The sequence below is a fragment of the Pseudomonas sp. B21-017 genome (assembly GCF_024749245.1).
GTDB lineage: Bacteria > Pseudomonadota > Gammaproteobacteria > Pseudomonadales > Pseudomonadaceae > Aquipseudomonas.
In genome coordinates this window covers 106,056-121,813 of sequence record NZ_CP087194.1, presented here as the reverse complement: position 1 = coordinate 121,813, position 15,758 = coordinate 106,056, and the positions used below count along the sequence as shown (strand labels likewise).

Here is a 15,758-nt window from a genome sequence, read left to right as displayed (position 1 = left end):
ACGGAGCAAAAACCATGAATACTCTGCAACCCGATACCCTGATCAAAAACCCTCAAGGCTGCCACGTTGTGTCTTCGGTGGAAGTACCGGCCGACGCGGCGCAAGTCTGGGCAGTGGTCGGCAATTTTGCCGGCTTCGACCGATTCATTCCGGCGCTGTCGCACATCGAGATGACCGGCGAAGGTGTGTCGTCGCTGCGCAAGAAGTTCTTTAAGGACGGCAACCTGGTGGTCGAGCAGCTCAACTCCCGCAACGACCAGGCGCTGAACATGACCTGGACCACGATCTACAACACCTTGGGCGTGGCCAATTTGTGGGCAGCGATGAGTGTGGAATCCCTGGGTACAGACAAGTCGCGGGCGACCTGGACGATCATTGCCGAGCCGGCCCAGGGCGGCGCCGAGGCCCTGCCAGGGTTCAAGCAGTTCGTTCAGGGGTTTGCCGATGATGCGATGGGGAATGTGGTGAAGCTGTTTGTGTAGCACTTCGGTTCAGCGGTGACTGATCTACCGCTATCGCAGGCAAGCCTCGCTTCTACAGGTTAGCTCTTGTAGGAGCGAGGCTTTCACGCGAAGAACGATAACGCGATCCTACTGACCTCAATCAGATCTTGAAGCTATCAACCAGTTGCTTCAAACGATTGGCCTGCTGGGACAGCGCATCACAATCCTTCAATGTTTCATTGAGGTTGGCCACGCTCTGCTGGTTCAGCAGGTTGATCTGGTTGACGTCGACGTTGAGGGTTTCGACCACGGCCGTCTGCTCTTCGGTCGCCGCGGCCACCGATTGGTTCATGCCGTCGATTTCGCCGATGCGTTGGGTCACGCTGACCAGTCGCAGGCCGGCCTGGTTCGCTACTTCGACGCTCTGCTCGCTGGACACCTGACTGGCGTTCATCGTAGTCACCGCCTCGCGAGAACCGATCTGCAGCGAGCTGATCATCTTGTGGATCTCTTCCGCCGACTCCTGGGTGCGATGAGCCAGGTTGCGCACCTCATCCGCCACTACCGCAAAACCACGACCGGCCTCACCGGCACGGGCCGCTTCGATGGCCGCGTTGAGCGCCAACAAATTGGTCTGCTGGGAGATGCCTTTGATCACATCCAGAATGTGGCCGATGTTGTCGGTGCTCGCGTTCAGGGTTTCGATCTGCGTGCAGGACAGGCTGATTTTCTGCGACAGCTCGGTCATGGCCTGGATGGTTTGTTCCACCACCTGACGGCCGTCATCGGCCTGCTCGCTCGCGCCGCTGGCGTGTTGCGAAGCATCGGCGGCATTGCGGGCGATTTCCTGGGTGGCGGCGCCCAATTGGTTGATCGCCGCGGCCACGCTGTTGGTGCGGGCGCTTTGTTCGTCGGAGCCGATGATAGAAGCGTTGGACGATGCCATCACCCGTTGCGACAGATCATGAACCTGGCGGGTCGCCGAGGACACTTCGCAAATCGATGCGTGAATCCGCTCCACGAACTGGTTGAAGGAACCACCCAACTCGCCGAACTCGTCTTTGCTTTCTACGACCAGACGACGGGTCAGGTCGCCCTCGCCCTGAGCGATGTCCTGCATCGCACGGCCCATCGTGGTCAGCGGACGCATCAGCACGTTGATCAGCAAGCTCAGCAGCACGGCAATGGCCGTCACAGCGATGAACATCGCGATCAGCGCCGAGGTGCGGAACTGGCTCAGTGGTGCATAGGCCTTGGCCTTGTCGATCGATAGACCAACGTACCACTCGGCATTCGGCAAACCGCTCACCGGTGTGAACGAGAGGATGCGGTCCTGCTTGTTCAGTACGACTTCCTGGATGCCTTTCTCGATGCGAACACTGGAACCCGGATAGATGTCTTTCAGGTTCTTCATCACCTGGTCTTTGTCCGGACTGACGATCACCTGACCGTCGGCACTGACCAGGAATGCGTGACCGATACCACCGAAGTCCACCGAGTTGATGATTTTCACCAGGGTTTCCAGGCTCAGGTCACCGCCGACCACGCCCAGCAGTTCGCTGTTCTTTTTCACCGGTATGGCAACGGTCACCACCAGCCCGCCGACCGCCGCCATATAAGGCGGGGTCAGCATGGTCTTGTCGGCGACCACGGCTTGTTTGTACCAGGGGCGCTGACGCGGGTCGTAGCCGTCCGGCATCTTCGCGTCAGGGCGCTGGGTGAACAGACCATTGGCCTGCCCGACGTAGGTGAACTGGAAGTTCGAGGTGAGGGCCGGTTGATCGACCAGCCCTGGCAAGTCAGCATTGGCACCCTGATGGGCGACGTTCTGCGCGAGGTTTTCCAGGACCAGCACGCGGCCGCTCATCCAGTTCTGCACGCTGCTGGCAGTCAGGTCGCCTGCTTGCTCAACGGAGGACTCGATGTTTTGCCGAATGGTGTTTCGTTGCAGATAGTCGTTGTACAAAGTGAACAACGCAAACGCCAGCACCACGACGCCTGAAGCGGCCAGCAGGATTTTATGGCTGAACTTGAGATTCATTTCATGGGACTTCTTATGCCAAAAGTGGGGATGCGTTCCGGGTTGCAACATTCCATGTAACAGCGCAGACGGCATTCTGAAGCCGCTCTACTTTGGTGCACGCATGTCTCACCAGTCTTTCGGCACGAGCGGGAGAAAACTTAAGGATTTGTACAAAACTCGTCAGATAACCGCCGAACGGCGTGCTAGAAGGGACGGATTATTGGGCTTACCGCACGTCATGATCGCGGTGTTGGGTGTTTTGGCTGTGGTGTAACGATGAGGGGGGGTCTATATCTGATGCTACTGGCTCGAAGGAGTAGCGAGACACGCAGACCTGGATTTGACCCGCTTCAGACTTAGACTTCTATAAGCCCAGAAAGACAAAACCCCTGTCTGCATAAGCAGACAGGGGTTTCGGAATTTAATCTTGACGATGACCTACTCTCACATGGGGAAACCCCACACTACCATCGGCGATGCATCGTTTCACTTCTGAGTTCGGGATGGGATCAGGTGGTTCCAATGCTCTATGGTCGTCAAGAAATTCTGTGACCAGCCCGTTACAGCGGTAACGTGCCAGCAAAATTGGTGACTTCTACTAAAACAAAACCCCTACCTGCATACGCAGATAGGGGTTTCGGAATTTAATCTTGACGATGACCTACTCTCACATGGGGAAACCCCACACTACCATCGGCGATGCATCGTTTCACTTCTGAGTTCGGGATGGGATCAGGTGGTTCCAATGCTCTATGGTCGTCAAGAAATTCGGGTACCGAACCGTCTTTCGACGCTTCAGCAAATTGGGTATGCGATAGTTTGTGCGGTTTTTGTGAATGCTTGCGAACTTTCGGTTCATTGCGTCTTCACACACCGCAATCTGGTGTCCTTTCGGATCAGCAAATTGCTTGGGTGTTATATGGTCAAGCCTCACGGGCAATTAGTATTGGTTAGCTCAACGCCTCACAGCGCTTACACACCCAACCTATCAACGTCGTAGTCTTCGACGGCCCTTCAGGGGACTCAAGGTCCCAGTGAGATCTCATCTTGAGGCTAGTTTCCCGCTTAGATGCTTTCAGCGGTTATCTATTCCGAACATAGCTACCCGGCAATGCCACTGGCGTGACAACCGGAACACCAGAGGTTCGTCCACTCCGGTCCTCTCGTACTAGGAGCAGCCCCTCTCAAATCTCAAACGTCCACGGCAGATAGGGACCGAACTGTCTCACGACGTTCTAAACCCAGCTCGCGTACCACTTTAAATGGCGAACAGCCATACCCTTGGGACCGGCTTCAGCCCCAGGATGTGATGAGCCGACATCGAGGTGCCAAACACCGCCGTCGATATGAACTCTTGGGCGGTATCAGCCTGTTATCCCCGGAGTACCTTTTATCCGTTGAGCGATGGCCCTTCCATACAGAACCACCGGATCACTAAGACCTACTTTCGTACCTGCTCGACGTGTCTGTCTCGCAGTCAAGCGCGCTTTTGCCTTTATACTCTACGACCGATTTCCGACCGGTCTGAGCGCACCTTCGTACTCCTCCGTTACTCTTTAGGAGGAGACCGCCCCAGTCAAACTACCCACCATACACTGTCCTCGATCCGGATAACGGACCTGAGTTAGAACCTCAAAGTTGCCAGGGTGGTATTTCAAGGATGGCTCCACGCGAACTGGCGTCCACGCTTCAAAGCCTCCCACCTATCCTACACAAGCAAATTCAAAGTCCAGTGCAAAGCTATAGTAAAGGTTCACGGGGTCTTTCCGTCTAGCCGCGGATACACTGCATCTTCACAGCGATTTCAATTTCACTGAGTCTCGGGTGGAGACAGCGCCGCCATCGTTACGCCATTCGTGCAGGTCGGAACTTACCCGACAAGGAATTTCGCTACCTTAGGACCGTTATAGTTACGGCCGCCGTTTACCGGGGCTTCGATCAAGAGCTTCGCGTTAGCTAACCCCATCAATTAACCTTCCGGCACCGGGCAGGCGTCACACCCTATACGTCCACTTTCGTGTTTGCAGAGTGCTGTGTTTTTAATAAACAGTCGCAGCGGCCTGGTATCTTCGACCGGCGTGGGCTTACGCAGCAAGTGCTTCACCCTCACCGGCGCACCTTCTCCCGAAGTTACGGTGCCATTTTGCCTAGTTCCTTCACCCGAGTTCTCTCAAGCGCCTTGGTATTCTCTACCCAACCACCTGTGTCGGTTTGGGGTACGGTTCCTGGTTACCTGAAGCTTAGAAGCTTTTCTTGGAAGCATGGCATCAACCACTTCGTGTTCTAAAAGAACACTCGTCATCAGCTCTCGGCCTTAGAATCCCGGATTTACCTAAGATTCCAGCCTACCACCTTAAACTTGGACAACCAACGCCAAGCTGGCCTAGCCTTCTCCGTCCCTCCATCGCAATAACCAGAAGTACAGGAATATTAACCTGTTTTCCATCGACTACGCTTTTCAGCCTCGCCTTAGGGACCGACTAACCCTGCGTCGATTAACGTTGCGCAGGAAACCTTGGTCTTTCGGCGTGGGTGTTTTTCACACCCATTGTCGTTACTCATGTCAGCATTCGCACTTCTGATACCTCCAGCAAGCTTCTCAACTCACCTTCACAGGCTTACAGAACGCTCCTCTACCGCATCACCTAAGTGATACCCGTAGCTTCGGTGTATGGTTTGAGCCCCGTTACATCTTCCGCGCAGGCCGACTCGACTAGTGAGCTATTACGCTTTCTTTAAAGGGTGGCTGCTTCTAAGCCAACCTCCTAGCTGTCTAAGCCTTCCCACATCGTTTCCCACTTAACCATAACTTTGGGACCTTAGCTGACGGTCTGGGTTGTTTCCCTTTTCACGACGGACGTTAGCACCCGCCGTGTGTCTCCCATGCTCGGCACTTGTAGGTATTCGGAGTTTGCATCGGTTTGGTAAGTCGGGATGACCCCCTAGCCGAAACAGTGCTCTACCCCCTACAGTGATACATGAGGCGCTACCTAAATAGCTTTCGAGGAGAACCAGCTATCTCCGAGCTTGATTAGCCTTTCACTCCGATCCACAGGTCATCCGCTAACTTTTCAACGGTAGTCGGTTCGGTCCTCCAGTCAGTGTTACCTAACCTTCAACCTGCCCATGGATAGATCGCCCGGTTTCGGGTCTATTCCCAGCGACTAGACGCCCTATTAAGACTCGCTTTCGCTACGCCTCCCCTATTCGGTTAAGCTCGCCACTGAAAATAAGTCGCTGACCCATTATACAAAAGGTACGCAGTCACCCAACAAAGTGGGCTCCCACTGCTTGTACGCATACGGTTTCAGGATCTATTTCACTCCCCTCTCCGGGGTTCTTTTCGCCTTTCCCTCACGGTACTAGTTCACTATCGGTCAGTCAGTAGTATTTAGCCTTGGAGGATGGTCCCCCCATATTCAGACAAAGTTTCTCGTGCTCCGTCCTACTCGATTTCATTGACAAGAGATTTTCGCGTACAGGGCTATCACCCACTATGGCCGCACTTTCCAGAGCGTTCCGCTAATCTCAAATCAACTTAAGGGCTAGTCCCCGTTCGCTCGCCACTACTAAGGGAATCTCGGTTGATTTCTTTTCCTCAGGGTACTTAGATGTTTCAGTTCCCCTGGTTCGCCTCTTGCACCTATGTATTCAGTACAAGATAACCATCTTATGATGGCTGGGTTCCCCCATTCAGACATCTCCGGATCAAAGTCTGTTTGCCGACTCCCCGAAGCTTTTCGCAGGCTACCACGTCTTTCATCGCCTCTGACTGCCAAGGCATCCACCGTATGCGCTTCTTCACTTGACCATATAACCCCAAGCAATCTGGTTATACTGTGAAGACGACATTCGCCGAAAATTCGCATGCTCAATTAAGAGCAACTCACAAATTTTACCTTAGCCTGATCCGTTACCAGTGAAAGTAACGTTCAGTCTATCTTTCTATCACATACCCAAATTTTTAAAGAACGATCTAATCAAAAGACTAGAAATCAATATTCACAGCGGAATATTCATTTCTAAGCTTTAACGATTCAAGGCCACCTCACATGGTCAGCCTATCGTCTTCTTCAATGAATCAAGCAATTCGTGTGGGAACTTATGGAGCAGCTGATGTCGTCGATTAAGGAGGTGATCCAGCCGCAGGTTCCCCTACGGCTACCTTGTTACGACTTCACCCCAGTCATGAATCACACCGTGGTAACCGTCCCCCCGAAGGTTAGACTAGCTACTTCTGGTGCAACCCACTCCCATGGTGTGACGGGCGGTGTGTACAAGGCCCGGGAACGTATTCACCGCGACATTCTGATTCGCGATTACTAGCGATTCCGACTTCACGCAGTCGAGTTGCAGACTGCGATCCGGACTACGATCGGTTTTATGGGATTAGCTCCACCTCGCGGCTTGGCAACCCTCTGTACCGACCATTGTAGCACGTGTGTAGCCCAGGCCGTAAGGGCCATGATGACTTGACGTCATCCCCACCTTCCTCCGGTTTGTCACCGGCAGTCTCCTTAGAGTGCCCACCATTACGTGCTGGTAACTAAGGACAAGGGTTGCGCTCGTTACGGGACTTAACCCAACATCTCACGACACGAGCTGACGACAGCCATGCAGCACCTGTCTCAATGTTCCCGAAGGCACCAATCCATCTCTGGAAAGTTCATTGGATGTCAAGGCCTGGTAAGGTTCTTCGCGTTGCTTCGAATTAAACCACATGCTCCACCGCTTGTGCGGGCCCCCGTCAATTCATTTGAGTTTTAACCTTGCGGCCGTACTCCCCAGGCGGTCAACTTAATGCGTTAGCTGCGCCACTAAGAGCTCAAGGCTCCCAACGGCTAGTTGACATCGTTTACGGCGTGGACTACCAGGGTATCTAATCCTGTTTGCTCCCCACGCTTTCGCACCTCAGTGTCAGTATCAGTCCAGGTGGTCGCCTTCGCCACTGGTGTTCCTTCCTATATCTACGCATTTCACCGCTACACAGGAAATTCCACCACCCTCTACCATACTCTAGCTCGACAGTTTTGAATGCAGTTCCCAGGTTGAGCCCGGGGATTTCACATCCAACTTAACGAACCACCTACGCGCGCTTTACGCCCAGTAATTCCGATTAACGCTTGCACCCTCTGTATTACCGCGGCTGCTGGCACAGAGTTAGCCGGTGCTTATTCTGTCGGTAACGTCAAAACAATTACGTATTAGGTAACTGCCCTTCCTCCCAACTTAAAGTGCTTTACAATCCGAAGACCTTCTTCACACACGCGGCATGGCTGGATCAGGCTTTCGCCCATTGTCCAATATTCCCCACTGCTGCCTCCCGTAGGAGTCTGGACCGTGTCTCAGTTCCAGTGTGACTGATCATCCTCTCAGACCAGTTACGGATCGTCGCCTTGGTGAGCCATTACCTCACCAACTAGCTAATCCGACCTAGGCTCATCTGATAGCGCAAGGCCCGAAGGTCCCCTGCTTTCTCCCGTAGGACGTATGCGGTATTAGCGTTCGTTTCCGAACGTTATCCCCCACTACCAGGCAGATTCCTAGGCATTACTCACCCGTCCGCCGCTCGCCACCAGGTACAAGTACCCGTGCTGCCGCTCGACTTGCATGTGTTAGGCCTGCCGCCAGCGTTCAATCTGAGCCATGATCAAACTCTTCAGTTCAAACATCTTTGGGTTTTTAAGAAACCCTAAACTTGGCTCAGCAATCGTTGGTTACATCTTTGATTTCTCGCGGAGTAACTTGTGATGCTGATAATCTTGTTGACTATCAGTCTGACTCCACAAGCACCCACACGAATTGCTTGATTCAGTTGTTAAAGAGCGGTTGGTTAAGAGCTTTCGTCTCAACCGAGGCGCGCATTCTACAGCAGCCTCTGTTGCTGTCAAGCGGTTATTTTCAGAAGTTTTCAAAGTTTCCTTTGCAACTTCAACCACTTGCGCTTCCGATCTCTCGTTAGCGGGAGGCGAATTCTACAGCGTTAGTCGCTGCTGTCAACACCTCTTTTTCTCCGCTTTCGACCGAGAAGATCGAACCGTCAATAAGGCGACAATACCCTGCCTTACCAACTCCTTCTGGCTTCGATGAACTGAAGCGCAACCGCTGTCGAAAACTGCGTAACTCGTTGTTTACCAAGGAGTTTTCCGTTTCGACTGCGCCGGAAGTGGGGCGAATTATAGACGTCCAGAATCTGCCGTCAACCTCTAATTTGGCTTTTCTATCAATAGCTTGCAGAAAGCCGGAAAACCGCCCGTTTTCCTTCTATAGAGGAGAGCAAAACCACTCCCTCTATATAGAAGAGGACTTCAGAGCACCCCCGCCTCTTTGAAAGCAGCGACTGCACCGGCATCCAGACCCAATACCCGCTGCAAAACCTCCAGTGTGTGCTCACCCAATAAAGGAGGTGCGCTACGGTACTCCACTGGCGTCTCGGACAGGCGTATCGGGCTCGCAACTTGAGGTACGATCCCGGCCAAAGCATGAGGCAGCTCAATAGCCAACCCTCGAGCCTGAACCTGAGGGTCCGCAAACACCTGGGCCAAATCATTGATCGGCCCACACGGCACGCCTGCCTGCTCCAACTGCGTCACCCATTCAGCAGTGGTCTTGAACACGGTCGCCTGGCGGATCAGCGGGATCAGCACCGCCCGATTTGCCACCCTTAACTTATTGGTCGCAAAACGCGGATCATCCGCCCACTGCGGCTGCCCGGCCACCTCCGCAAATTTGCGGAACTGCCCATCATTACCCACGGTAAGGATGAAGTCGCCATCGGCTGTAGGGAAGTCCTGATAAGGCACGATATTCGGATGGGCGTTGCCCAGGCGCTTAGGCGCAATGCCCGTAGTCAGGTAGTTCATCGCCTGGTTCGCCAGACACGCCACCTGAACGTCCAGCAATGCCATATCAATGTGCTGACCGCCGCCACCATGATCCCGATGAGCCAGCGCAGCCAGGATCGCTACCGTTGAATAGAGTCCAGTCAGAATGTCTGTCAGCGCCACGCCAACTTTCACCGGGCCTGCACCTTCATCTCCTTCGGAGCGACCGGTCAAACTCATCAGACCGCCCAAGCCCTGGATCATGAAGTCATAACCCGCACGCTTGGCATACGGGCCGGTCTGACCGAACCCGGTGATCGAGCAATAGATCAGCTTCGGATTGGCCACCTTTAGCGACTCGTAGTCCAGCCCATATGCCGCAAGACCACCGACCTTGAAGTTCTCGATGAGGATATCCGACTTCGCCGCCAACTCACGCACCAGCCGCTGCCCCTCTGGTCGCGTGAAGTCGATGGTCACCGATTGCTTGTTGCGGTTGGCGGACAAGTAATAAGCCGCCTCGCTGGTGTTCTCGCCATAAGCGTCCTTAAGGAACGGAGGCCCCCAGGCACGCGTGTCATCGCCATTACCCGGGCGCTCGACCTTGATGACGTCAGCGCCAAGGTCCGCAAGAATCTGCCCGGCCCAAGGCCCGGCGAGCACCCGCGACAAATCCAGTACCCGTAGATGCGAAAGCGCGCCCATGGCCGTTCTCCTATTAATAGAACGCCTGGAGGCCGGTCTGCGCGCGACCGAGGATCAGCGCATGGACGTCATGCGTACCTTCATAGGTGTTCACCACTTCCAGGTTGACCAGGTGGCGAGCCACACCGAACTCATCGGAGATACCGTTGCCACCCAGCATGTCGCGCGCCATGCGAGCGATGTCGAGGGACTTGCCGCAGGAGTTGCGCTTCATCATCGAAGTGATCTCGACCGCAGCAGTACCTTCATCTTTCATACGCCCCAGACGCAGGCAGCCTTGCAGCGCCAGAGTGATTTCGGTCTGCATGTCGGCCAGCTTCTTCTGAATCAACTGAGTGGCCGCCAATGGACGACCAAATTGCTGACGATCCAGGGTGTACTGGCGAGCGGTGTGCCAGCAGAACTCGGCAGCGCCCAGTGCACCCCAGGAAATGCCGTAACGCGCCGAGTTAAGGCAGGTAAAAGGGCCCTTCAAACCACGGACATCCGGGAAGATGTTCTCTTCAGGAACAAACACGTTATCCATGACGATCTCGCCGGTGATGGACGCACGTAAGCCGACCTTGCCGTGTATCGCCGGAGCGCTCAGACCTTTCCAGCCCTTCTCAAGCACAAAACCACGAATGTCGCCCGCGTCGTCCTTGGCCCAAACCACGAATACATCAGCGATCGGACTGTTGGTGATCCACATCTTGCTGCCGGTGAGGCTGTAGCCACCTTCCACTTTGCGTGCACGAGTAATCATCGCGCCCGGGTCGGAACCGTGGTTGGGCTCGGTCAGACCGAAGCAACCAATCCATTCACCCGTGGCCAGCTTCGGCAGGTATTTCTGCTTCTGTGCTTCGGTACCGAATTCATTGATCGGAACCATGACCAGCGAAGACTGCACACTCATCATCGAGCGATAGCCGGAGTCGACACGTTCGACCTCACGGGCAATCAGGCCGTAGCTGACATAGTTCAGGCCGCTGCCACCGTATTGCTCAGGGATGGTCGCACCCAGCAGACCCACCTCACCCATCTCACGGAAGATCGCCGGGTCAGTCTTCTCATGACGGAAAGCTTCGAGAACACGCGGTGCGAGCTTCTGCTGAGCAAACTGCTCGGCCGTGTCGCGAATCATGCGTTCTTCTTCAGTGAGCTGTTGATCCAGCAACAGGGGATCGATCCAGTTGAAGCTAGCTTTACCGCCCATGAGTGAGTCCTCTCGAATCGGGTCAAATAACGTGGATTGATCCTAGGCCGGGTTCGGCGTCCCGGCAAACGAGGTTTTCGCATACTGTTGTGCTAATTTCTCACTTCGAAACGTTGCAAAATCGCCTTTATGCAATGCATTAGTGAGGTTGACGTACATGCGCAGGAAGATCCCCAGCACAACAGCCCTGATCAGCTTTGAAGCGGCAGCGCGCCACGAGAGCTTTACCAAGGCTGCCCAGGAGCTTTCTCTCACTCAGGGAGCGATTTGCCGACAGATAGCCAGCCTCGAGGAGTTCCTCAATGTCGAGCTGTTCCGGCGTTCACGGCGCGGAGTGAAGCTGACAGAAGCCGGGCTTTCCTACAGTCGCAGGGTGGCCACCCAACTCGACGCGGTTGAACGGGACACCTTGTCAGTGATGGGCCAGCAAGGCGCCAACTCGATCGAACTGGCGGTGGTTCCGACCTTCGGCACTCAGTGGCTGCTGCCACGACTCAAGGATTTCCAACACAAACACCCGGAGGTGACGGTCAACCTCACCAACCGTACGCGCCCCTTCCTGTTTGCCGACACCGACTTCGATGCCGCCATTTATTTCGGCGACGCTGACTGGCCAGGTACCGAATCCCACAGGTTAATGGGCGAGAACCCGATGCCGGTGTGCAGCCCCACGCTGCTGGGCCAAAAAACCAACCTGAGCCCCGGTGAAATCGCCGAGCTGCCCTTGCTACAACAGACCACTCGCCCTTATGCCTGGCGCCAATGGTTCAACTCCCAGAACCTGAATATCCCGCGAGACATGACAGGGCCGCGTTACGAGCTATTCTCCATGCTCGCCCAGGCAGCGATGCATGACATGGGGATCGCGCTGATTCCGCCATTCCTGATTCAGCACGAATTAGCAGAGAAGCGTCTGGTCATTGCCAATACCCAAGCACTATCGAGCATCAAGGCCTACTACCTGATGATTCCTGATCGAAAGGTCGAATCAGCCTCTTTAAAGGCATTTCGCGATTGGCTGGTGAATCAGGCACACAGCTACAACCTAGAAGGATAAAGGCTCATAGCCATTAGCTGACCGCGTAGTCAGCAAAACAAAAGCACTACAGATATAAGTATTTGTCGCATATTGACAGACTGTACCGACAAACAGCACAAACGTCCCACAAGCGTTTGAGTACGTGGCTTTGAGCCTCTATTGGCAGGCAATGACAACCTATTCACCGTGCGGATGTGTAAATTCTTGAATTTTGGCAAAAATCCTTAGAAGCCACGGCCTGCAAGGGATTTAACGGAAAGGTGCGACATTCGGTCACGGGGTGACTTGTAGTTAATTTTCCGTCACCCGTCATAATCCCTTGAAGGGCACAAAGTTCGCCTGCAAAATGCCGCGCCCCGCCCTGATTTGGTGGGGTCGTGCTGATCGGCCGCCCCAGCCGCACCATCCGAAGTGCCTGGGTTTACTCAATAAGATCACGCAGGAGATTTGACGTGCACATTGGTGTTCCTCTCGAAACCCAGACGGGTGAAACACGGGTTGCTGCAACCCCGGAAACCATCAAGAAGCTGATCGGCCAGGGTCATAAGGTCACTGTACAAAGCGGCGCCGGCATTAACGCCAGCGTTGTCGACAGTGCTTATGAAGCGGCAGGCGCAACCATTGGCAGCGCCAACGATGCGTTTGGTGCCGAGCTGATTCTCAAGGTGGTCGCCCCCAGCGACAGCGAACTGACGCTGATCAAGAGCGGCACCGTAGTGGTCGGCATGCTCAACCCGTTCAGCAATGAAACCATCGCCAAACTGGCCGAATGCGGCATTACCGCGTTTGCGCTGGAAGCTGCGCCACGCACCTCCCGCGCCCAGAGCCTGGATGTGCTGTCCTCCCAAGCGAACATCGCCGGCTATAAATCCGTGCTGCTGGCCGCTCACTACTACCCACGCTTCATGCCGATGTTGATGACCGCCGCGGGCACTGTGAAAGCGGCGCGCGTGCTGATTCTCGGTGCCGGTGTGGCCGGTTTGCAGGCGATTGCCACGGCAAAACGTCTGGGTGCCGTGATCGAAGCGTCCGATGTGCGTCCTGCGGTGAAGGAGCAAATTGAATCCCTGGGTGCGAAATTCGTCGACGTGCCGTACGAAACCGATGAAGAGCGCGAATGCGCCGTCGGCGTCGGCGGCTATGCGCGCCCCATGCCGGCCAGCTGGATGCAGCGTCAGGCCCTGGCCGTACACGAACGCGCCAAGCAGGCTGACATCGTCATCACCACGGCACTGATCCCGGGTCGCAAGGCGCCGACGCTGCTCAGCGCCGAAACCGTGGCGCAGATGAAGCCAGGCTCGGTGGTTGTCGACCTCGCCGCAGCGCAGGGCGGCAACTGCCCGCTGACCGTGGCGGACCAGGTCGTGGTCTCGAATGGCGTGACCATTGTCGGCCCGACCAATCTGGCCGGTGCGGTGGCGGCAGACGCTTCGGCGCTGTACGCACGCAACCTGCTGGACTTCCTGAAGCTGGTCTTCAACAAGGAAGGCCAGTTCGAAGTGAACCTAGAAGACGACATCGTCGCCGCGTGCCTGATGTGCCGCGACGGCCAAGTCATCCGCAAAAACGCCTAAGCAGGGATTCAGACGATGGAAGAGCTTATCTCCCCCGGTATCTACAACCTGATCATCTTCGTGCTGGCGATTTATGTCGGTTATCACGTGGTCTGGAACGTTACACCTGCACTGCACACGCCATTGATGGCGGTGACCAACGCCATTTCGGCGATTGTGATCGTCGGCGCGATGCTGGCGGCTGCTTTGACCGTAACACCATTGGGCAAAACCATGGGCACCCTGGCGGTGGCTCTGGCGGCCGTGAATGTGTTCGGTGGTTTCCTGGTCACCCGTCGCATGCTTGAGATGTTCAAGAAAAAAGCCCCGAAAGCCGTAAAAGAAGAGGCGCCCAAGTAATGAGCATGAACCTGGTAACGACGCTGTACCTGATCGCGTCGATCTGCTTCATCCAGGCCCTCAAAGGCCTGTCGCACCCGACCACGTCGCGGCGCGGCAACGTGTACGGCATGCTCGGCATGGCCTTGGCGATCCTCACCACCATCGGTCTCATCTATAAGCTGGCGGCGCTCTCTATTGAGCAAGGCGGTGCTACCGCCGGCATCGGCTACGTCATCGTCGGTCTGCTGGCCGGCGGTACCGCCGGTTCGATCATGGCCAAGCGCGTTGAAATGACCAAAATGCCGGAGCTGGTCGCCTTCATGCACAGCATGATCGGTCTGGCAGCGGTGTTCATCGCCATTGCAGCCGTCGTCGAGCCGCAGTCGTTGGGCATCGTTAAACATCTGGGCGATTCGATTCCGGCGGGTAACCGTCTGGAGCTGTTCCTCGGCGCGGCCATCGGTGCAATCACCTTCTCCGGTTCGGTGATCGCGTTTGGCAAGCTGTCGGGCAAGTACAAGTTCCGCCTGTTCCAGGGCGCACCAGTACAGTTCAGCGGTCAGCACAAACTGAACCTGCTGCTGGGTCTGGCGACGCTGGCACTGGGTGTCACGTTCATGCTGACCGGCAACTTCAGCGCCTTTGCCCTGATGCTGATCCTGGCCTTCGTGATGGGCGTGCTGATCATCATCCCGATCGGCGGCGCCGACATGCCCGTCGTGGTGTCGATGCTCAACAGCTACTCCGGTTGGGCGGCAGCGGGTATCGGCTTCTCGCTGAACAACTCGATGCTGATCATTGCCGGCTCGCTGGTGGGCTCAAGCGGTGCGATCCTCTCGTACATCATGTGCAAGGCGATGAACCGTTCGTTCTTCAACGTACTGCTCGGCGGCTTCGGCAACACCGCGGATGCTGGCCCGGCGGGCTCCAAAGAAGCCCGTCCGGTGAAATCCGGTTCGGCTGATGACGCCACCTTCCTGCTGACCAACGCCGACACCGTGATCATCGTTCCAGGCTATGGCCTGGCGGTAGCACGGGCGCAGCACGCCTTGAAAGAGCTGACCGAGAAACTGAGCCACCGCGGCGTAACCGTGAAGTATGCGATTCACCCGGTTGCCGGCCGGATGCCTGGCCACATGAACGTATTGCTGGCCGAGGCCGAAGTGCCTTACGACCAGGTGTTCGAGATGGAAGACATCAACTCCGAGTTCGGCCAGGCCGACGTGGTGCTGGTGCTCGGCGCCAACGACGTGGTGAACCCGGCAGCCAAGAACGACCCGAAATCGCCGATTGCCGGCATGCCGATTCTCGAAGCGTTCAAGGCCAAGACCATCATCGTCAACAAGCGCTCGATGGCCAGCGGCTATGCCGGCCTGGACAACGAGTTGTTCTATCTGGACAAGACCATGATGGTTTTCGGCGATGCCAAGAAAGTCATCGAAGACATGGTTAAAGCCGTCGAGTAAAACCCTTCGGCAACCTGAACGCCCCGACTCGTCGGGGCGTTTTTGTTTGCGTCTGTTACCGATCCTGCAAAGGTGTTTTGCTTGAAAGCACCGGAATAGACGCCCCGAATGCGACCTTGGTAGCGGGACGGGCACCGCTCGAATTCACTAGACTGCGCACCTTGCTTC

General features: G+C 55.6%; 8 protein-coding genes and 4 rRNA genes. 5 read left to right on the top strand and 7 right to left on the bottom strand.

Annotation, left to right across the window (positions count from 1 at the left end):
- The first annotated feature begins 14 nt into the window (after positions 1-14).
- Positions 15-482, top strand: coding sequence for an SRPBCC family protein (locus LOY28_RS00585; RefSeq protein WP_064615721.1), 468 nt, complete (start codon positions 15-17; stop codon positions 480-482).
- Between the two features lie 121 nt (positions 483-603).
- On the opposite strand, the gene LOY28_RS00580 is transcribed toward LOY28_RS00585, so the two are convergent.
- The 7 genes from LOY28_RS00580 to LOY28_RS00550 form a co-directional block, all read right to left on the bottom strand.
- On the bottom strand, positions 604-2,484 hold the full coding sequence (locus tag LOY28_RS00580; protein ID WP_064615719.1) for a methyl-accepting chemotaxis protein: 1,881 nt from the start codon (positions 2,482-2,484) through the stop codon (positions 604-606).
- Between the two features lie 407 nt (positions 2,485-2,891).
- Positions 2,892-3,007 (bottom strand): 5S ribosomal RNA (gene rrf / locus LOY28_RS00575).
- Between the two features lie 107 nt (positions 3,008-3,114).
- A 5S ribosomal RNA gene (gene rrf / locus LOY28_RS00570) occupies positions 3,115-3,230 on the bottom strand.
- A 155-nt stretch (positions 3,231-3,385) separates the two neighbouring features.
- Positions 3,386-6,277 (bottom strand): 23S ribosomal RNA (locus LOY28_RS00565).
- 316 nt (positions 6,278-6,593) lie between these two features.
- Positions 6,594-8,132 (bottom strand): 16S ribosomal RNA (locus tag LOY28_RS00560).
- Together the 16S, 23S and 5S rRNA genes form the textbook arrangement of a ribosomal RNA operon.
- Before the next feature lie 642 nt (positions 8,133-8,774).
- The gene (locus tag LOY28_RS00555; protein ID WP_258612917.1) at positions 8,775-9,995 is read right to left on the bottom strand and encodes a CaiB/BaiF CoA-transferase family protein; all 1,221 of its coding nucleotides are present in this window, start codon (positions 9,993-9,995) and stop codon (positions 8,775-8,777) included.
- A 13-nt stretch (positions 9,996-10,008) separates the two neighbouring features.
- Complete coding sequence (locus tag LOY28_RS00550) at positions 10,009-11,190, bottom strand: acyl-CoA dehydrogenase (RefSeq protein ID WP_018927226.1); 1,182 nt, start codon at positions 11,188-11,190, stop codon at positions 10,009-10,011.
- A 157-nt stretch (positions 11,191-11,347) separates the two neighbouring features.
- Here LOY28_RS00550 and LOY28_RS00545 point away from each other — a divergent pair, with 157 nt between their 5' ends.
- The 4 genes from LOY28_RS00545 (at position 11,348) to LOY28_RS00530 (ending at position 15,590) form a co-directional block, all read left to right on the top strand.
- A complete protein-coding gene (locus LOY28_RS00545; RefSeq protein ID WP_258612916.1) occupies positions 11,348-12,247 on the top strand; it encodes a LysR family transcriptional regulator in 900 nt (299 codons plus the stop codon).
- A 434-nt stretch (positions 12,248-12,681) separates the two neighbouring features.
- Positions 12,682-13,803: a Re/Si-specific NAD(P)(+) transhydrogenase subunit alpha gene (locus tag LOY28_RS00540; RefSeq protein WP_018927228.1), complete on the top strand. Its 1,122-nt coding sequence runs from the start codon at positions 12,682-12,684 to the stop codon at positions 13,801-13,803.
- A gap of 15 nt (positions 13,804-13,818) precedes the next feature.
- Positions 13,819-14,142, top strand: a complete 324-nt coding sequence (locus LOY28_RS00535; protein WP_003187010.1) for an NAD(P) transhydrogenase subunit alpha — start codon at positions 13,819-13,821, stop codon at positions 14,140-14,142.
- Complete coding sequence (locus LOY28_RS00530) at positions 14,142-15,590, top strand: NAD(P)(+) transhydrogenase (Re/Si-specific) subunit beta (RefSeq protein WP_018927229.1); 1,449 nt, start codon at positions 14,142-14,144, stop codon at positions 15,588-15,590. The genes LOY28_RS00535 and LOY28_RS00530 overlap by 1 nt, the downstream gene beginning before the upstream one ends.
- Positions 15,591-15,758 lie beyond the last annotated feature (168 nt).

What these genes read in the sequence shown, in the direction of transcription:
- LOY28_RS00585 (WP_064615721.1), top strand. Translation starts at nt 15, where the DNA reads ATGAATACTCTGCAACCCGATACCCTGATCAAAAACCCTCAAGGCTGC.
- LOY28_RS00580 (WP_064615719.1), bottom strand. Translation starts at nt 2,484, where the DNA reads ATGAATCTCAAGTTCAGCCATAAAATCCTGCTGGCCGCTTCAGGCGTC.
- LOY28_RS00555 (WP_258612917.1), bottom strand. Translation starts at nt 9,995, where the DNA reads ATGGGCGCGCTTTCGCATCTACGGGTACTGGATTTGTCGCGGGTGCTC.
- LOY28_RS00550 (WP_018927226.1), bottom strand. Translation starts at nt 11,190, where the DNA reads ATGGGCGGTAAAGCTAGCTTCAACTGGATCGATCCCCTGTTGCTGGAT.
- LOY28_RS00545 (WP_258612916.1), top strand. Translation starts at nt 11,348, where the DNA reads ATGCGCAGGAAGATCCCCAGCACAACAGCCCTGATCAGCTTTGAAGCG.
- LOY28_RS00535 (WP_003187010.1), top strand. Translation starts at nt 13,819, where the DNA reads ATGGAAGAGCTTATCTCCCCCGGTATCTACAACCTGATCATCTTCGTG.
- LOY28_RS00530 (WP_018927229.1), top strand. Translation starts at nt 14,142, where the DNA reads ATGAGCATGAACCTGGTAACGACGCTGTACCTGATCGCGTCGATCTGC.